13 protein-coding genes are annotated in these 19,075 nt (G+C 38.3%); 7 read left to right on the top strand and 6 right to left on the bottom strand.

All coding sequences use genetic code 11. The features are described 5' to 3' along the window. Nucleotide 1 precedes the first annotated feature (1 nt). From ES711_RS05220 to ES711_RS05210, 3 genes are read right to left on the bottom strand one after another with little or no spacing between them, the layout of a single operon-like run. A complete protein-coding gene (locus tag ES711_RS05220) occupies nucleotides 2–793 on the bottom strand; it encodes a Na(+)-translocating NADH-quinone reductase subunit C (protein ID WP_146890968.1) in 792 nt (263 codons plus the stop codon). A gap of 2 nt (nucleotides 794–795) precedes the next feature. Next, complete coding sequence (locus ES711_RS05215) at nucleotides 796–2,019, bottom strand: NADH:ubiquinone reductase (Na(+)-transporting) subunit B (protein ID WP_146890965.1); 1,224 nt, start codon at nucleotides 2,017–2,019, stop codon at nucleotides 796–798. A 2-nt stretch (nucleotides 2,020–2,021) separates the two neighbouring features. Then, a complete protein-coding gene (locus tag ES711_RS05210) occupies nucleotides 2,022–3,377 on the bottom strand; it encodes a Na(+)-translocating NADH-quinone reductase subunit A (protein WP_146890962.1) in 1,356 nt (451 codons plus the stop codon). Nucleotides 3,378–3,556: 179 nt separating this feature from the next. On the opposite strand from ES711_RS05210, the gene ES711_RS05205 reads away from it, so the two are divergent. The 3 genes from ES711_RS05205 (at nucleotide 3,557) to pruA (ending at nucleotide 7,304) form a co-directional block, all read left to right on the top strand. Beyond that, nucleotides 3,557–4,807: a type IX secretion system plug protein gene (locus ES711_RS05205; RefSeq protein WP_146890960.1), complete on the top strand. Its 1,251-nt coding sequence runs from the start codon at nucleotides 3,557–3,559 to the stop codon at nucleotides 4,805–4,807. A 168-nt stretch (nucleotides 4,808–4,975) separates the two neighbouring features. Continuing rightward, nucleotides 4,976–5,362, top strand: a complete 387-nt coding sequence (apaG, locus tag ES711_RS05200) for a Co2+/Mg2+ efflux protein ApaG (RefSeq protein ID WP_146890958.1) — start codon at nucleotides 4,976–4,978, stop codon at nucleotides 5,360–5,362. 316 nt (nucleotides 5,363–5,678) lie between these two features. Then, nucleotides 5,679–7,304 (top strand): L-glutamate gamma-semialdehyde dehydrogenase, encoded by a 1,626-nt coding sequence (gene pruA, locus ES711_RS05195; protein ID WP_146890955.1) that lies wholly within the window; start codon nucleotides 5,679–5,681, stop codon nucleotides 7,302–7,304. Nucleotides 7,305–7,418: 114 nt separating this feature from the next. Here pruA and rsmG read toward each other — a convergent pair whose 3' ends face one another. After that, the gene (gene rsmG / locus ES711_RS05190) at nucleotides 7,419–8,048 is read right to left on the bottom strand and encodes a 16S rRNA (guanine(527)-N(7))-methyltransferase RsmG (RefSeq protein WP_146890952.1); all 630 of its coding nucleotides are present in this window, start codon (nucleotides 8,046–8,048) and stop codon (nucleotides 7,419–7,421) included. A 145-nt stretch (nucleotides 8,049–8,193) separates the two neighbouring features. Here rsmG and ES711_RS05185 point away from each other — a divergent pair, with 145 nt between their 5' ends. The 4 genes from ES711_RS05185 (at nucleotide 8,194) to ES711_RS05170 (ending at nucleotide 15,636) form a co-directional block, all read left to right on the top strand. Further along, entirely contained in the window at nucleotides 8,194–9,294 is a 1,101-nt protein-coding gene (locus ES711_RS05185; protein ID WP_146890950.1) for a fatty acid desaturase family protein, read from the top strand. A gap of 14 nt (nucleotides 9,295–9,308) precedes the next feature. Next, nucleotides 9,309–10,493 carry a pyridoxal phosphate-dependent aminotransferase gene (locus tag ES711_RS05180; RefSeq protein WP_146890947.1) on the top strand — a complete coding sequence of 395 codons (1,185 nt, stop codon included), beginning with the start codon at nucleotides 9,309–9,311 and terminating at the stop codon, nucleotides 10,491–10,493. Nucleotides 10,494–10,964: 471 nt separating this feature from the next. After that, nucleotides 10,965–14,069 carry a SusC/RagA family TonB-linked outer membrane protein gene (locus ES711_RS05175; RefSeq protein WP_146890945.1) on the top strand — a complete coding sequence of 1,035 codons (3,105 nt, stop codon included), beginning with the start codon at nucleotides 10,965–10,967 and terminating at the stop codon, nucleotides 14,067–14,069. A gap of 10 nt (nucleotides 14,070–14,079) precedes the next feature. Beyond that, nucleotides 14,080–15,636: a RagB/SusD family nutrient uptake outer membrane protein gene (locus ES711_RS05170; protein ID WP_146890943.1), complete on the top strand. Its 1,557-nt coding sequence runs from the start codon at nucleotides 14,080–14,082 to the stop codon at nucleotides 15,634–15,636. 332 nt (nucleotides 15,637–15,968) lie between these two features. On the opposite strand, the gene ES711_RS05165 is transcribed toward ES711_RS05170, so the two are convergent. Both ES711_RS05165 and trkA read right to left on the bottom strand, forming a co-directional pair. Then, complete coding sequence (locus ES711_RS05165) at nucleotides 15,969–17,462, bottom strand: TrkH family potassium uptake protein (RefSeq protein ID WP_146890941.1); 1,494 nt, start codon at nucleotides 17,460–17,462, stop codon at nucleotides 15,969–15,971. Nucleotides 17,463–17,546: 84 nt separating this feature from the next. Continuing rightward, the gene (trkA, locus tag ES711_RS05160; RefSeq protein ID WP_146890938.1) at nucleotides 17,547–18,896 is read right to left on the bottom strand and encodes a Trk system potassium transporter TrkA; all 1,350 of its coding nucleotides are present in this window, start codon (nucleotides 18,894–18,896) and stop codon (nucleotides 17,547–17,549) included. Nucleotides 18,897–19,075: the final 179 nt, after the last annotated feature.

The raw sequence follows: 19,075 nt of genomic DNA, 5'->3' as shown, positions 1-19,075 counted from the left end.
ATTAATTATTTTTTAAAGTGTCAAAATAAGGTTTGTAAAGCTTTAAATCGCTTTTGATCATATTGGTTACACCGTCTCCCGTGATGGTTGCACCTGCAATAGCATCAACTGCATTATCAGTCTTGTCATTATTTTTAGGGTCAGCATTTCCTTTAGCTACAGTGATTCCTTTAAAGACGCCATCTTCAGATAATAAGTGTTCGCCAATAAAGTCGTCCATAAAATAACGTTGCTTAATGTTTGCCCCTAATCCTGGTGTTTCACCTTTATGATCAAAGTAAGCCCCTTGCACAACCATATCCTTATCAACAGAAACATAACCCCAAATGGCATCCCATAAACCTTTACCGTAAATAGGAGCTACATAGTATGTTTTTCCATCCTTTTCACCAACAAACAAAGGTAGTTTTCTTGGCTCTCCTTTTTTGGCGTTGTCTTGTTGTTTATTCACCTCAATCAAATACGGCTCTTGCTTCGTTTCCGCCATGTATTCATCACGCGTTTGCGTTTTAATAATTTTACCGCTTCCATCAATTGTGATGACCAATTGTTCTTTGATATAATTATTAAAGGCATCAGGCGCTTTATCCGTAGAAATGAATACCGCATTGGACTCGTCATTATCATTAATGCCCATAGCATAAAGGATATTCTGTTGTTTTTCCAATCGCTGATTTTCAGTAATACTAGGTTTTAAGGACGACGCCGTAAAAGCCAGTAATGACCCAACTACCACCACCATAACTACGGCGAATAGTATTGTATATGAATTTTTATCTGTTCTCTTTTCCATTCTTAAGCCGTTTTAACTTTTAAACGTTTCATTCTTTTCTTCACATTACCTTGCACTACATAATGATCAATGGTAGGTGCAAATACATTCATTAATAATATCGCCAACATCACCCCTTCTGGGTATGCAGGGTTAAACACACGAATTAAGATGGAAATAAATCCGATAAAGAATCCGTAATACCATTTACCTATATTGGTTTGAGAACCGGTTACAGGATCCGTAGCCATATATACTGCTCCAAAAGCAAAACCACCGATTAGTAAATGATGCCACCAAGTGGTACTCATCAATCCGAAGAATTTACTACTTTCGGTAATCCACCCCTGCGATACTACTAAGTTAAAGATTAAGCCCATAGTTAATGCTCCTAAAACTGTAGATACAATAATTCTCCAACTTCCAATTTTCGTAAAAATTAAGAATAGGGCTCCTAATAAAATTAACATGGTAGAGGTTTCACCTACTGAACCGGGAATCATTCCGAAGAACATGTCCGCTACAGAATAGGCAGGTTCATGATTTTGAGCCAAACTCCCCAAAACGGTTTCTCCAGAAATCGCATCTACATTTTGACCGGCAGCAATCGCTTTATCTCTTGCCACTGCACCGTGAACCCATACTTTATCTCCGGACATCCAAGTTGGATAAGCGAAGAATAAAAACGCACGAATGGTTAAGGCGGGATTTAAGATGTTCATTCCTGTACCACCAAAAACCTCTTTACCAATGACCACACCAAATGCTACTGCTACAGCAAGCATCCAAAGTGGGGTGTCAATTGGTACGATTAAAGGCACTAACATTCCTGTTACCAAATACCCTTCTTCAACCTCATGTCCTTTAATGACTGCGAAAAGGAATTCAATGGCCAAACCGACACCGTAGGACACGATGACTAATGGCAATACCTTCCAAAGACCGATAACCAAGTTATCCCATGACCAAAAAATAGCACTGAAAAATCCGTCAGCACGACCGATATCTCCTAAAGCTAAATGGTGTTGGTAACCCGCATTGAACATTCCAAAAATCAAACAAGGAACCAAAGCCAAAATGACCGTGTTCATCGTTCGTTTTAAATCGTCCACTACTCTAATATGAGACCCACTTTGCGTTGTTTCATTTGGAGCATACAAAAAGGTATGCAACGCATTAAAGGCAGGCGCCATTTTAGTGCCTCTATATTTTTCTTTTAAACTATGTAAATTACTTTTCAAGCTCATGTTTAACCAATTTCTTTAATCATTACATCCAAACCTTTTCTGATAATTTGTTGGTGCGGTTGTTTAGACACACACACAAATTCAGTCAATGCAAAATCTTCAGGCGCAACTTCGTACATTCCTAAAGCTTCCATTTCATCTAAATCTTCGTACATACAAGATTTTAAAATTTGCATTGGATAGATATCTAAAGGAAACACTTCCTCATAGTTGCCGGTCAATACAAAATTACGGTGCTCCCCGTTGGTATTGGTATCCAAATCATAGACTTTATTTGGAGTCAACCAAGAGAACGTCAACGCTCTAGTGCTAGAAATTTTATCAAAAACTGGTTTGTTCCAACCGAAGAATTCGTAATCATCACCTTCTGGTATAATCGTGATTGTATTACTATAAAAATCTAAATAGCCATCAGGCTTTATATGTTTACCAGTTAAAACGTTCCCGGAAATGATGCGGTCATTACCATTTTGCTCCACACCATGGTCATATACCATAGTAGAAACCTCACTGGCTATTTTTGTTACAAAGTAACGAGGCTTCTTTACTGAAGATCCTACAAGTGCCACAATACGTTCAGCATTGAAGCGTCCTGTTAACAGTAATTCCCCAATAATGACTAAGTCTTGCGCTGCAACAGTCCAAACAACTTCGCCCTTATTTACCGGATTAATTTTATTAATTTGAGTTCCCACATTCCCAACAGGATGTGGTCCTGATACTTTATGAAGAGTAATACCCGAAAGTCCGGCCAATGGGGAGTTTGATTTACTACCAACACTCACATGAACCTTGCCCTCAGTCATTTTTGCTAAGGCAGTTACCGCAGCTTGCAACTCCGCTTCTTTACCTTGAAGCACATAATCAAGATCTGCGGCTAGAGGTGCACTATTATATCCTGAAATAAAAATTGCTTTAGGTGCCGGTTCAGGCTTGGCGATAATGTCATACGGTCGTTGCTTGATAAACGCCCAACACCCTGTTGCCAATAAATGTGCCTTAACGGTTTGTGCATCTACTGCATCCACATTAAATTTTCCGTAATCCTGATAAGATTGCTCTTTATCTGCTTGGATTTTGATGCCTACGATATGCCTTTTTTCTGCACGCTGAATTTCCACAATTTCTCCTGACACTGGCGAAACGAATTTCACTGCCTCATTAGATTTGTCATAAAATACAGGCTCTCCAGCTTTCACCTTTGCTCCTTCTTTTAAAATTAATTTTGGAATAACACCGTGGAAGTCTTCAGGTTTTAAGGTATAAAAGTTGCTCAAAACGGCCTTTTCAGTAGTTTTTTCAGCTTCTCCCTTAAGTTTGATATCGAGACCTTTTTTAATATTAATGTCGTTTGACATGTTATAAGTCTATTTGTTAATAGTTATAGTAAATGTGATTTTATAACAGTAAAAATCGGTGCAAATTTACAAATTTTTAATGCAGATTTCACAATTAAAGTTATAAAATTTATGCGGCAACGATTGCGTAACCTTTAGGGCGTAATTTTTGTTATCTTTACTTTTCAAATTACAACTTAATGACCTCACAATTTAAGTATTTTATAGTTCTTGTTTTCATTTCTTTTTTAGGAAATGCTCAAGTTGAAGAAATTAATCCGCCCAACTATATAAAAACCATTTCTTTTAAAGGCAGCACTACTGAAAGTCAGTTGCCAATATTAAAACTAGGAGAACCCCTACTCTTAGAGTTTGATGCGCTTTTGGGAAATGAACCCGACTTCTATTACGTTATAGAACATTACAATTACGATTGGACGCCTTCCAATTTGGTGAAATCAGAATATTTAAGCGGATTTGATAACCAACGTATTCAGGATTATAAAAACTCCTTCAACACGTATCAAATCTATTCTCATTACATACTCCAGATACCAAATCAGCAAACCCGAGGATTATTGGTGACGGGTAATTATCTGATCAGCATTTTTAACGATGATGATCAATTGGTATTTTCAAGAAAATTTATGATTTATGAGGATCGGGTTAGTGTTGGTGTGTCCGTAAAACGGTCGAGGGATGTTAAATCCATTGATCAAAAACAATCGGTAGATATTGTAATTAACAACTCTAATTTCAATTTTAACAATCCGCTGGAAAATGTAAAGAGTTTAATTGTTCAAAACAACAATCTCAACACGGCCATTTCCAATGTGAAACCGCAATACACGCTGGGCAACCAATTGGTCTATAAATACACCACAGAAACTAGTTTTTGGGGCGGTAATGAATACCTCTACTTTGAAAACAAAGATGTGAGAGCTGCCAATGTTGGAGTTCAATTTATAGATTTAAAAGACATTTATCATAATTATCTATTTATCAATACTCCAAGAGCCAACCAAATTTACACCTATAATCCAGACATCAACGGAAACTTTGTGATTACAGCGGTCGATTCTGAGGATGTATCCATTGAAGCAGATTACACCATGATTCACTTTGCTTTAGAGCATCCGGAACTGACCAATGGTGAATCTATTTACGTGTATGGCAACTATAATAATTACGCCTTAGAGCCTGACAACCAATTACTTTATAATGCTGAAACCAGACTCTACGAAACTGCATTCCGATTAAAACAAGGATTTTATAATTACAAATATGTCGTGGTAGACAAAAATGGTGTCCTTAATGAAGGCGCCATCAGTGGTAACTATTATCAAACCGAAAACAATTATAAAGTATTGGTGTACTATAGAGATTTAGGAGCCCGTTACGACCGTTTGATTGGACTTGGCGAAGCTTCCTCCGTTGATATTTCCAATTAAAGAAAATACATACACTAAGCTCCTCCTGATATTGTAATGATTTGGATTGAAAATCGACTATTGATGATAAACTATCATAATTGCCTTAAAGGCACATCTTGATTGATATAAAGCAATACATTCTTTTAAATTATGCTATTTTTGCAAATAGCTAAACTTTGATGCATTATGGTCCAGCAAGTTACAAGTGGAATTAAAATAAGTGTAGAAACTGTTTTTGAAGGCACTTTTTATAAAAATTATAAAGTTCATTATGCCTTTGGCTATAAAGTGACCATCGAAAACCAAAGTAAAGATGCCGTGCAATTGAATTCTCGCCATTGGCGTATTTTGGACGCCTTAAACAATATGGAAATTATTGAAGGCGAAGGTGTCATCGGCAAAAAACCCGTAATTAAACCTGGTGAACTTCACACCTATAGATCAGGTTGCTTGTTAGCATCTCCATTTGGTGCCATGCAAGGGCATTACAATATGGTTAACTTTACCACCTCCAATGAATTTAAGGTCTATATTCCCACCTTTAAGCTAAGTGCACCCTTCGCTTTAAACTAAAGATGCGATTATTTAATCTTAATTATACTCCCAAATACTTTCGGACCTTCAACCCTTACAAAGTTCACCTCAATTAGAAACTTTCCTCATTTTCGGATGTTTCGTTGATGCTCCAATTTTTGCAAGTACAGATCTGAAATTTTCTCGCTCTGTCATAGATAAATCTTGGAATACAACTAACGCATTGAGCGTAACTTAAATCACACCAATTTGGATGGTCATTTTAACGTCCTTTTAGTAAGGAATTGAACAATTAAACTTTCAAATTTTTGTACCTTTGGGACTTAAATTTTTAAACTTTCAAACTAAAATACTCATGGGAAAAGGATTTTTCAAGGTACCAGTAGCAGTAAATGAGCCTGTAAAGACATACGCTCCAGGATCGCCAGAACGTGAAGCTGTTCTAGCCGAATACGCAAAAATGTACAAAAGCACTGTTGATGTACCCTTATATATTAATGGTAAATATGTTAAAACAGACAACACCAGAACCATGTCTCCACCACATGACCACAAACATGTCGTTGGAACCTACCATTTGGCAGAGAAAAAACACGTTGAAGACGCTATTGCAACCGCTTTAGAGGCTAGACAAGCTTGGGCAGATTTACCATGGGAACACCGTGCTGGAATTTTCCTTAAAGCGGCTGAATTAATTGCGGGACCTTATCGTGCGAAAATAAACGCAGCCACCATGATTGCACAATCGAAAACTATCCATCAAGCTGAAATTGATTCTGCCTGTGAGTTAATCGATTTCTTAAGATTCAACGTTCAGTTTATGACTGAAATTTTTAACGACCAACCTGCGAGCACCAGCGATGCTTGGAACAGAATTGAATACCGACCTTTAGAAGGGTTTACCTATGCGGTAACACCATTCAACTTTACCGCTATCGCTGGGAATTTACCGTCATGTATGGCCTTAATGGGCAACGTGGTACTTTGGAAACCAAGTAACCATCAAATTTATTCGGCCAAAGTAATTATGGACGTTTTTGAAGAAGCAGGCGTTCCGGCAGGAGTTATCAATGTGGTATTTGGAGATGCAGCCATGATTACCGAAAGCGTGATGGCGAGTCCTGATTTTTCAGGCTTACATTATACCGGATCTACAAGTGTGTTCCAAAGCTTATGGAAGCAAATTGGCAACAACATTACCAACTACAAAACCTACCCAAGAATTGTTGGAGAAACTGGTGGAAAAGATTTTATCGTAGCGCACAAAACAGCTGATGCAAAACAAGTAGCGACCGCTATTGTAAGAGGTGCTTTTGAGTTTCAAGGTCAAAAATGTAGTGCGGCCTCTAGAGCTTATATATCTAAAAGCATTTGGGCAGACGTTAAGAAGTATGTGATTGAAGATTTAAAAACGATCACTCTCGGATCTCCTGAAGACATGAGTAATTTTATGACTGCCGTAATTCACGAAGCTTCCTTTGATAAATTAGCAAGTTATATTGACAGCGCTAAAAAAGATAAGAATGCCACCATCATTGCTGGTGGAAATTACGACAAGAGCAAAGGTTACTTTATTGAGCCTACCGTTATCGAAACTACTGATCCAAAATACAGCACTATGTGTACTGAACTTTTCGGCCCTGTAATGACTGTATATGTTTATGAAGATAAAGATTTCAGTAAAACACTTCAATTGGTTGATGGAACAAGTGAATACGCTTTAACAGGTGCGATTATCGCCACTGACCGTTACGTGATTGATGAAGCGACCAAAGTGCTTCAGAATGCCGCTGGAAACTTCTACATTAATGATAAGCCTACGGGCGCTGTTGTTGGTCAGCAACCATTTGGTGGCGCACGTGCATCCGGAACAAATGACAAAGCAGGAAGTGCGCAAAACTTGTTGCGTTGGATTTCTCCGCGAATGATCAAGGAAACGTTTGTAACACCTACGGATTACCGTTACCCATTTTTAGGATAATATTGGTATCAACTATAAGAAAATCCCCAGCAGCTGTTGGGGATTTTTTATTTATAAACCTTTTCTAAAAGATAGACTTCAGTTGCGTTGTCCTAGTTTAAGACACACTGCTAATTAGCCTTTGTATTTAATGGGCAAATGCACCAGTTTCTTGGTTTCAAAAAATTCTTCCTTATAATAATCGGAGAGGTTATATACCGTCGCTTTAGGGAAATCGACCAACTCTTCAGCCAAATCACCCCCCTTTAAATAAATAATGCCATTTTTAAGGTCATGACGTTGCTTTTTAGCCACTCTATCTTTTACCCAATGTACAAAAGTGGGCATTGCCGCCACTGCCCTACTCACTACAAAATCATAAGTGTCTTTAATTTCTTCGACCCGGCAATGGGAGGTTTTGACATTTAGCAGTCCTAAACCTGCAACCACCTCATCTACAACTTTTAACTTTTTGGCAATACTGTCTACCAAATGAAAAGTTGTTTCCGGAAACATTATGGCTAAGGGAATACCAGGGAAACCTCCTCCCGTTCCAACATCTATTATTTTTGTGCCTGGTTTAAAAGCAATCAGTTTAGCGATAGCCAAAGAATGAAGCACATGCCTTAGATAAAGTTCGTCAATATCCTTGCGGGAAACCACATTAATTTTAAGATTCCAATCTTTGTAGAGTTCTTCCAATTGTTCAAATTGCACTACTTGCTCTTCAGCCAATTCAGGAAAATAATGTTTAATAAGTTGCATTCTGCTTAAATTTTCAGCAAAAATAGGTAATTTTATACGGATATTTTTAGCATATTCATATCACCACCGGGACAATAAATGATTATCTTTGCGTTTTCACTATATGGTGGCTTGATATTTGAAGTTATCACAGTAAATACATAAAATGACACAGCAAACCCTCTCCTTCTCCAGAAATGACTCAGCGAAATTCTTCAGGACATTAAATAAACGCGTTAACGATTATTTTAAGGACAATAATATTAAAAGAACCGGAAATTGGCAATTATGGGTTAAAACCGTAGTGATGTTTTCCATGTTCCTTACACCTTATTTTTTAATTCTCACCCTCAATCTTCCATCTTGGGCAATGTTATTATTGACCATTGTCATGGGAATTGGAATGGCTGGAGTTGGCATGAATGTGATGCACGATGGGAATCATGGCGCATTTTCAAATAAAGAATGGGTCAACCGTTTAATGGGAAGCAGTATTTATATTTTAGCCGGAAATGTTTACAATTGGAAAGTACAGCATAATGTACTTCACCATACCTATACCAACATTCACGGCCATGATGAAGATTTGGAAGCTGGAAGGATTTTAAGATTTTCAAAACACGCGGAGTGGCATAAACATCATAAATTCCAACATTATTATTCTGTATTATTATATGGTTTATTGACCATCAACTGGGCAATTACTACCGATTATCTACAAATGAAACGCTATTTAAAACGTAAATTGTCTTATGGAAAATTCCCAAACCCTCGTACAGAATGGAGCAAATTGGTTATTTCTAAAATCATCTATGTCTCTATTTGGATTGTCTTACCATTGGTACTTACGGACATTCCTTGGTGGCAAGTATTGTTAGGATTCTTTATTATGCATTATGTAGCTGGACTTATTTTAAGTGTCGTATTCCAATTGGCACACGTTATGGAAGATGCTGAAATGCCGTTGCCAGAAGAGAACGGCACCATGAAAAATTCATGGGCCATTCATCAGTTGGAGAACACCATCAATTTCGGAACGAAAAGCAAAATTGTCAACTGGTTTACTGGCGGTTTAAACCATCAAGTAGAACACCATATTTTCCCGCATATCAGTCATGTACATTATACTAAAATTTCAAAAATAGTTAAAGAAACTGCTTTGGAATTTAACCTTCCATACAAAGAATATAAAACTACGCGAATGGCTATTGTTGCACATTTCAGATATTTAAAAGAAATGGGAATTAACCCAGCACTACAAGCTTAATCATTACATTATACATGAATTTACTTTCAGACAGAATTTTAAACATGTCTACATCTGCCACTTTAGCAATGGCTGCTAAGGCAAGAGAATTAAAGGCAGAAGGAAAAGATATTATCGGTTTAAGCCTCGGCGAACCTGATTTCAACACTCCAGATTACATTAAGGATGCCGCCATTCAGGCTATCAACGATAATTACAGTGCCTACACACCAGTGGACGGCTATGTAGAACTCAAAGATGCGATCATTACAAAATTTAAACGCGATAATGATCTGGACTACGTTCACAGCCAAATTGTAGTATCTACAGGTGCAAAGCAATCCTTGGCCAATCTTGCGGCCGTGTTATTAAACCAAGGTGATGAAGTTATTTTACCATGCCCCTATTGGGTAAGCTACGCAGACTTAGTTAAACTGAATGACGGCGTACCCGTTGAAGTTCCGACGACTATTGCGACTGATTTTAAGATGACCCCTGAACAATTGGATGCCGCCATTACTCCTAAAACCAAAATGTTATGGTACAGCTCCCCTTGTAACCCAAGTGGCTCTGTGTATAGCAAAGAGGAGTTGCGCGCCTTGGCTGATGTCTTGGTAAAGCATCCAAATATTATCGTGGTTTCTGATGAAATTTACGAACATATTAATTTTTCTGGTGAACATGCTAGCATGGCCCAGTTTGAAGACATGTACGATAGAACCGTGACTGTTAATGGCGTTTCCAAGGCATTTGCAATGACTGGTTGGCGCATAGGCTATATTGGTGGTCCAGAAAAAATTGCCCGTGCCTGTAACAAAATGCAAGGACAAATCACCAGTGGTGCCAATTGCATCGCGCAACGTGCTGTCATTACCGCCTTGAACGAATCGCCATCAAAAGTTCAATTTATGATTGACGAATTTAAAATCCGTCGTGATTTGGTACTCGATTTATTGAAGGACATTGAAGGCTTTAAAACCAATATCCCTGAAGGCGCATTTTATGTCTTCCCTAATGTATCTTACTATTTCGGAAAGACCTTAAGAGGCACAACTATCAACAATGCTTCAGATTTCTCCTTGTACTTATTGGAAGAAGCATTAGTAGCCACAGTAGATGGTGGCGCTTTTGGAAATCCAGAATGTATTAGAATTTCTTATGCAGCATCTCAAGAGCAAATTATAGAAGCTATTAAACGTATAAAGGCAGCGCTAAGCTAGACTTTAACTGTTTTTAATACTATTACGCAAGCCACTTTTAAAGTGGCTTTTTTATACGATTAGTTGTCTACGCAATCGATATAGTATCACTTTTTTGTCGTTTTACCGATTTACTAGCCTTTTTTACCAACAGTCAACAATATCACAAAAATCAGAATAAATTTCTTTGAAAGTATTGTAAATGCTGGGAAATTTGCATGATTACAGCTTTCCCAACGCACTAGAAACCAATTTCTTACTTCGGTTAGATTTCAATAATTCTAACTCTAAATCCCAAGTGTCTTTTTTAAAACAAAAATATTACAACTATCTTATTCACAGCGTGTTACACAAATAAACTCAAGTGTATTCATTAAAATATATGCATCGATTTAACGTTTTTTCTGTTAATATTTAGACTATTTAACATTGCACATTGTTTTGTATACATTTTATCGTTTTATTTGCTTCCATAATTCTAACCATTTTATAATGAAAACAAAATTTAGTCTAATTTTAACACTATGTCTAGTGTTGGTTGCTCAAATAACATTTGGGCAACAAAAATCAATTTCGGGAACTGTTTCTGACGATTCTGGACTTCCATTGGCTGGGGTAAATATTTTGGTCAAAGGAACAACTTCAGGAACTCAAACCGATTTTGACGGTAAGTACTCCATCAGTGCTAAAACAGGGGATGTATTATCATTCTCTTATGTGGGATTACAAGCCAAAGAAGTTACAGTTGCCGCATCAAACACAATCAACGTAACTATGGCAGAAGATGCTGCAGTCTTGGATGAAATTGTAGTTGTGGGTTATGGTGTACAAAAGAAATCAGAGGTTACCGGGGCAATTTCAAGCATCTCTGGATCTGATCTTCAAGGCTTGGTCACTCCAAGTTTTGAATCGCAACTTGCTGGTAGAGCAGCTGGAGTTCAAGTAACTTCAAACAACGGAATTATTGGAGAAGCTCCAAGAATCAGAATTAGAGGTATCGCTTCTATTGGTTCAGGTACTTCGCCGCTGGTTGTTGTGGACGGAATGCCTATTTATTCAGGAGACATTGGAGGTTATGCTTCATCAAATGGATTAGGAGACATTAACCCAAATGACATTGAATCTTATGAGATTTTAAAAGATGGTGCGGCTACTGCAATCTACGGTTCAAGAGCTGCCAATGGTGTCATCTTAATTACTACCAAAAAAGGAAAAAGAGGTACAATGAAAGTAAGCTATAGTGCTGTTACTGGATTTGCATCTGCAATTAAAACCTTTGATTTGTTAGAAACACCTGACTTTTTAACAATCTCAAACGAGAAACGTACCAACAGAGGTCAAGAACCGTGGGCTATCGGCAATCAATTTAACACAGATTGGCAAGATGCTGTATTAAAATCTAGTGCGCTTCAAACTGATCATAACCTTTCTTTTAATGGAGGTTCTGAAACCACTAAATATTTCTTCTCTATGGGTTATGCAAACCAAGAAGGTGTTGCAAAAGCTAACAGTTTAGCGCGTTACAACTTAAGAGCAAGCTTAGAGCACAATCTTAATAAATGGCTTACCATTGGTGGTAGCATCGCTATTACAAGAACGGAATATGAAGGATTAAATACTGGAATGAATTCACTTTCTGGAAACATCTTTAATGCTACCAGACAATTACCAAACACTCCTATTTATAATACTGATCATCCGTCAGGCTTTAACTTATCTCCGGACAGCAGTGTCGTAGGACAATGGGATAATACAGATCCAGTTGGAGACAACATTTCAAACATTGCGTATGTCTTGGCTAAAAACAAGTACAAATCTAAAGTGAATAGAACTATCGTAAACACATTTGCTTCTATAGATTTATTTGAAGGTTTAAACTACAGATTTCAAGCAAGTGCTGACAATCCATTAACTTCAGGTTTCTTATACTGGAATCCAGTTCACGGGGACGGAAGAGGCTCTAACGGTAGACTTCAAAACAGCAACAACGATTTGTTAAGATGGAACATTCAAAACATTTTAAGCTATAACAAATCATTTAATGATGCCCACAATTTTGGCTTGACTTTAGTTAACGAATACCAAAAGGAAAAAAACCAATCGTTTTTTGGAACTGGTACAGATTTATTGGATGAATTTTACAGCCAAAACTTAGTTACCAACGCTTACGGCACACAAACTTCAGGTGGTGGTGTAACTGAAAATGGCATCATTTCTTACGTGGGTCGTTTAAGCTACAACTACAAGCAACGGTATTTCCTACAAGGGTCCATCAGACGTGATGGCATTTCAAAATTAAGCGAAGCTAACCGTTGGAACAACTTTACGGGCTATTCTGCTGGTTGGAACATCGCGAATGAAGGCTTTTGGGGTGATCTTAAAAACACGATCAATGAATTTAAATTAAGAGGATCCTACTCTGAAGTAGGAAATACTGAAATTGGTAGCTACCCTTACTTAGGTTTAACGTCTGCTTCTAAATACGGTACTTTAAACGGGATTACATTTAGCCAATTTGGTAACGACCAATTACTTTGGGAAACTAGTAAAAAGACGGACTTTGGTGTTGACATGGCCATGTTTAACAACAAGTTGAGAGTGACCTTTGATTACTACAACAATGATATTGATGGGTTGATTCTAGACGTTCCATTACCGGCATCTTTAGGTGTTCCTGGTAGTAGAATCAAGAAAAACATTGGTGCGATGAGCAACAAAGGCTACGAATTTGGCGTGGAATATAGAGCTGTAACAACTGATAAATTCACTTGGAATGTTACTGCTAACTTAACGCTAGATCAAAACGAAGTGTTAAGCATCCCTAATGGTCAAGATATTTTGGGAGGCACCTTTTCTGATGCCAACATTGCTCAAAACTTAATCATTAGAGAAGGTGAGCCAATCAACTCTATCTACGGATTTAAATATTGGGGTGTTAACAAAGCAAACGGAAACCCAGTCTACTACAAAGCTGACGGCTCTTTAGTACAAGGTAACATTAGCACTGCTAGATATGCCGTGTATGATCCTAGCAACCCAGACGACGTTTCACAAGCTTCATCATTAAGTGCCAGTTCAGACCGCGTGATTTTAGGGAACACACTTCCTAAATATTATGGCGCCCTTATCAACCGTTTAACCTATGGTGATTTTGATTTAAGTTTTATGTTCCGTTTTAGTGGTGGCAACAAAATCTTCAACTCCACAAGAAGAGATTTAGTGACCCAAAACTTAAACAATAATAGTACTGAAATCTTAGGCAGATGGCAAAGTCCTGAAAACCCAGGAGACGGTGTTACCCCAAGATTATGGGCAAGTAGCAATACGTTTACCAACTTAACAGGAAGTGCCACTACACGGTTCTTAGAGGATGGTGATTTTATCAGCTTAGACAACGTTACTTTAGGCTACCAAATGCCTAAATCGTTAACTGAGAAAATCAGAGTAGACAACATTAGATTATTTGTTCAAGGACAAAACTTGTTAACCATTTCTGATTACAAAGGTTTAAACCCTGAGATGGAAACTGGTGGAGTAGATTTAAACGGAACTCCTAGAGCTAAAATTGTATCTGTAGGATTAAATGTTAATTTATAATAGTAATAAAATGAAAAATATATTCAAATTTTTAGCAATGTCTGTTATTGGAATCGGAATGGTTTCATGCTCAGAAGAGGCTATTCTAGACTTGAGCCCAATCAATAACATTTCTATTGATGATGCCTTCTCTTCTCCTTCGCTAATTGAAAGTTCGCTTAACGGTATGTATAACGCAGCGGCAATTGGTGAGTATAACGGAACAGGACGTGGGTATGTTTGGGGTGCAGCCTTTGTACAACAAGGTGATAACAGAGGTGAAGATGTAGTAAATACGGCTACGTTTTACCAACTGACCTATACGGCTACTTATGACGGTACAACCGCCAATAACGTGTACTATTGGGTAGATGGCTACAGATTGATTAACAGAACCAATCTTGTTATTGAAGGTGTAACCAAAGCCATTGAAGGTGGGATCATAACCCCTGAAGTGGGCGCGGATTATATTGGTCAAGCCAAATTTTTAAGAGCAATCACCCATTTTGAATTGTTGATGTACTTTGCAAGACCTTACAACTTTACCCCAGGAGCATCTCACCCAGGTGTGCCTTACCGTGAAGTAGGTATTGACACTCAAAGTGAAATTGATTCAGAAATTTTAAAGGGCAGAAATACTGTTGCTGAAACTTACGAAAAAGTGTTAGCTGATTTGGATGCTGCTGAAAACACCATTACCAACACTCAATTGACCAAAGCATCTAAAAATGCAGCTATTGCGTTTAAAACACGCGTATATCTTCATATGAGAAATTGGAACAAGGTGATAGAAGAAGGCAACAAACTAATGGGTGCCTATACCTTAACCGCTGAGCCTGATGGTGTTTTTGATGATAACTATGGCAACACAGAATCTATCTTCTCAACTTTACAATCAGCAACCAACAACCCAGGTGTTAACGCAGCATTGGCTTCTCAGTACAACAGAAGACGATTGGTCGCTATTAGCCCAATTATTTGGAGAGATCCAAGCTGGTTGGTAGATGATAAACGTCGTTCTGAAACGTATGAAGGCGAAGATCCAGACGGAATGGTATTTACTGTCGGCGGAAGAAAATACACTGCCAAATATAGAGACGGTGTCAATTATACGGATGCTGCACCAGTGATTAGATACGCTGAAGTGTTATTAAATATGGCCGAAGCTGAAGCTCGAAAGTCGCCAGCAGACTTGACCGCAGCGTTAGAATTGTTGAACAAGGTGAGAAATCGCGCTTTAGCAAATCCTGCAGCTCAAGCTTATACAGCTGCGTCTTTCACCACTCCTGCAGCAATGGTAGGTGCAATTTTAAAGGAACGTAGAATTGAGTTCGTTATGGAAGGCAGACGTTGGTCAGATATTCACAGATTACAAGGTGATGATCTTCAACCAATAGATGGTATTCCTGCAAAAGTTGATAATGGAAACCCTCCTGCATCTGCTTATGAATTAGGAACACCATACGCAGGTCCTTTTGGAGTAGCCGCTATTCCTGGTTCAGATTCTAGATTCTTGTGGCCAATACCACAAATAGAAATTGATGCCAATCCAACTTTAGCAGCAGAACAAAACCCAGGCTGGAATTAGTGAATTTATGTTAGTCTATAAATACGAGCTGTAAAATTAAGAAGTGCAGCTTAAAAGAAAACCGTTTCGAAATTCGAAACGGTTTTTTTGTTTTATAAAGTGATGTTAAGATTGAGTGTATAAAACACAGAAGCCCGTATTATCATAAATGCTGTTCCAGCCAAAAAGGTTTACTGAGTATTTAGGGTGAGAAAAAAAAACATATATGAAGGCCTTTAATTTAATTAATCAGGCCTTTAAAAATTTGAAAGAGCTTTACTATTAGAGTTTCTAATGATCTACAAGACATCAACACTAAATAATTAAACACACTCAACTATAAGATGAGAACCTTATCTATTTCTCCAAAAGAACGGCGTCAATAGAATCAATACTGTAAACAATTCCAAGCGCCCTAACAACATTAAGAAAGAAGCCCACCATTGCGCTAAGGGCGGCAAAGCGGCATAATTGTTAACCGGACCGAATGCGCCCAATGCAGGACCGATATTCCCTAAACTGGACGCCGCTAAGCCTACAGAGGATTTGAAATCGATATCAAAAAAAGAGAATCCTAGGGCTCCCACAATAAAGGAGAGCATATACAAAATGAAAAATCCCAGAATATTATACACCACCACCCCAGGAATAGCTTTCGTATTATACCGCACGGGCAATACGGCATTGGGATGCAAGGCCCGTTTAAATTCTAAAAACCCATTTTTTATCAGGATTAAATGTCGTACCACTTTCACCCCACCTGAAGTACTTCCGGCGGATCCGCCCAAAAACATCATCCCAAAGAAAAACACGATCAGCAAGGGCGTCCATAAAGTGTAATCAGCAGTAATAAATCCTGTGGTGGTAATTACGGATAGCACTTGAAACAAAGCATGCCGTACCGAGCTCTCTGCTCTTCCCCACACCATTGGATGATCAATGGATGACAAGCTTAAATCAGCCTTAAAATAAATTGTCAAGGCAGCAATCAGGGTAAAGGAAGCGATAAATTTAAAGTACCAACGCAGTTCCTCATCCTTTAGGGCTTTTTGGACATTTCCTTTAAAGGCATAATAGCTCAAAACAAAATTGGTCCCTGCCAAAAACATAAATAGGATGATGATATATTGAATGATAGGTTGGTCATTCCAATGGGCAATACTAGTGTTTTTAGTAGAAAAACCACCTGTAGAAATCGTGCTCATCGCATGGTTGATCGCGTCGAAAAAAGACATACCTGCCACCTTTAACAATACTGTTTCCGCTGCAGTGTATCCAAAATAAATAAGCCACAAACGCTTAGCCGTGTCGGTAATCCGCGGGTGTAACTTGTCCGCACTAGGTCCCGGGGCTTCAGCTGCAAATAACTGCATCCCACCAATGCCGAGCAAAGGTAAAATAGCAATGGCCAGAACAATAATTCCCATGCCCCCAATCCAGTGAGTAGTACTTCGCCAAAACAACACCCCTTTTGGTACCACTTCAATATCATTTATGATGGTGGCACCGGTAGTGGTATAGCCGGACATGGTTTCAAAAATTGCACTGGTAAAACTCGGAATCACTCCTGTGACCATATAGGGCAACGCCCCAGAAATAGCCATCACAATCCATCCAAAAGTAACCACCATGTAGCCTTCCCGTTTGTTCATTTCCTTACGATGGTCTTTTGTGATCAACATCAAGAACGCGCCCATCAACAATACCGCCATTCCTGACATGAACAATTTTAAGGTTACCCCATCATCATAGATCAAACTGATTAATGTAGACAAGAGCATAAATCCACCATTAAACAACAGTAACAGCCCAAAAAAGTGAAAAATGATTTTATAATTAATGCTCATAGTGTGTCTTTCAAAACGAAAAGGACGTGATATTCAGTTTTTATTTCGGGTCAAGCCCTAAAGAATTAGGATTTAAAAATTAGGTTAGAAAAAGAATTTCTCCACCTGGGTAATGGCTCTCGGCAAACAGCACACCACCACTCGATCTCCTGCCTGCACTTTAAAATCGCCTAAAGGAATAATTCCGGTACCGTTTCTGATCACCCCACCAATGATGGCCGATCGTGGAAAATCTAGATCTTTGACGTTCTTGTCGGTGATTTTGGAACGCTTCTTAACCACAAACTCCAATAATTCGGCATTCATATTATTCAATTTGGTCATGGCCACGACTTCACCTTTACGGATATATCTAAAAATATTATTGGCCGCCAAAAGTTTTTTATTAATTAAGGTATCAATCCCAATAGATTCAGAGATTTGATAATAATCCATGTTTTCAACTAAGGCAATTGTTTTTTTTACCCCTTTGGATTTCGCTACTAAACACGACATGATATTGGTTTCAGAATTGCCGGTAACCGCTACAAACGCGTCCATACCACTAATATTTTCTTCTTCCAATAATTCTACATCACGCCCATCGCCGTGGATTACCAAGGCGTTTGGTAAATCGTCCGCCATTTCAAAAGCCACATCTTTATTGCTTTCAATCAATTTAATCCTGAAATTGGCAGCACACAGATCCTTGGCGGTTTTATGGCCAATTTTGCTACCTCCAAGAATCATTACGTTCTTGACATCCAATCGCATTTTACCAGACAATTTAAACAAATCTTCACTGCCCCCTTTTGAGGTTACGAAAATGACCTTATCGCCTTCTTTAAATTCAGTGTCCCCGCGAGGGATGATGGTGTATTGTGTTCCAAAACGCTGAATAGCAATGGGAACAAAGTGGAGTTGCGGAAATACCTCGGCCGCCTCTTGCACTGTCTTATTCACAAAACTGGCACTTTCTGAGAGCCGTAAGCTCAACATGGTCAATGCGCCTTCTTCAAATTCGTACCCGTCGTCAAAACCGTATTGGTTGAGGAGCAATTCAATCTCACCCGCCGCTAAAGACTCTGGAGAAATAAGCTCGTCAATTCCAAATTTGGAAAAGCCAACCTCATCTTTCTGGTCAATAAATTCGGCATTCGAAATTCTAGCAATGGTTCTTTTAGCGCCAAGTTGTTTGGCTAAAACACATGCCGTTATATTGGTGGTTTCTGAAGAGGTTACCGCAATAAATAAATCAGAATTGGCAATTCTGGCATCTTTCAAAGTTGCTATAGAGGTCGCGTCACCTTTAATCACCCGTATATCTAAGTGATCAATCGCGTAGACCAAATTTTCCTTTTTCGTGTCTAATAGGGTGATTTCTTGTGATTCGTACGATAATAATTTGGCCAAATGAAACCCCACTTCACCAGCGCCTGCAATAATTATTTTCATTAGTAGATGTATTCAAAAAAACGTACAAATATAAGACTTTAAAACATGTGCATTTCAATTTCAAGTGGATATAATAGGAATCGTAGGCGTCCAATCAATTCCAATCGTTAATTCCCTGCGCTTTTCAATGCACATTAGACCTATTTTTCGCAAATGGATGAGCGCTTAGCAATGAAAAA

This window comes from Gelidibacter salicanalis (genome assembly GCF_007997285.1).
Taxonomy (GTDB): domain Bacteria; phylum Bacteroidota; class Bacteroidia; order Flavobacteriales; family Flavobacteriaceae; genus Gelidibacter; species Gelidibacter salicanalis.
Note: the sequence above shows the minus strand (reverse complement) of the source record. Positions and strands in the feature narration are given on the sequence as shown.

Bases quoted from the DNA above. Each gene is read 5' to 3' on its own strand.
- ES711_RS05220 (WP_146890968.1), bottom strand. From the start codon at position 793: ATGGAAAAGAGAACAGATAAAAATTCATATACAATACTATTCGCCGTA.
- ES711_RS05215 (WP_146890965.1), bottom strand. From the start codon at position 2,019: ATGAGCTTGAAAAGTAATTTACATAGTTTAAAAGAAAAATATAGAGGC.
- ES711_RS05210 (WP_146890962.1), bottom strand. From the start codon at position 3,377: ATGTCAAACGACATTAATATTAAAAAAGGTCTCGATATCAAACTTAAG.
- ES711_RS05205 (WP_146890960.1), top strand. From the start codon at position 3,557: ATGACCTCACAATTTAAGTATTTTATAGTTCTTGTTTTCATTTCTTTT.
- apaG (WP_146890958.1), top strand. From the start codon at position 4,976: ATGGTCCAGCAAGTTACAAGTGGAATTAAAATAAGTGTAGAAACTGTT.
- pruA (WP_146890955.1), top strand. From the start codon at position 5,679: ATGGGAAAAGGATTTTTCAAGGTACCAGTAGCAGTAAATGAGCCTGTA.
- rsmG (WP_146890952.1), bottom strand. From the start codon at position 8,048: ATGCAACTTATTAAACATTATTTTCCTGAATTGGCTGAAGAGCAAGTA.
- ES711_RS05185 (WP_146890950.1), top strand. From the start codon at position 8,194: ATGACACAGCAAACCCTCTCCTTCTCCAGAAATGACTCAGCGAAATTC.
- ES711_RS05180 (WP_146890947.1), top strand. From the start codon at position 9,309: ATGAATTTACTTTCAGACAGAATTTTAAACATGTCTACATCTGCCACT.
- ES711_RS05175 (WP_146890945.1), top strand. From the start codon at position 10,965: ATGAAAACAAAATTTAGTCTAATTTTAACACTATGTCTAGTGTTGGTT.
- ES711_RS05170 (WP_146890943.1), top strand. From the start codon at position 14,080: ATGAAAAATATATTCAAATTTTTAGCAATGTCTGTTATTGGAATCGGA.
- ES711_RS05165 (WP_146890941.1), bottom strand. From the start codon at position 17,462: ATGAGCATTAATTATAAAATCATTTTTCACTTTTTTGGGCTGTTACTG.
- trkA (WP_146890938.1), bottom strand. From the start codon at position 18,896: ATGAAAATAATTATTGCAGGCGCTGGTGAAGTGGGGTTTCATTTGGCC.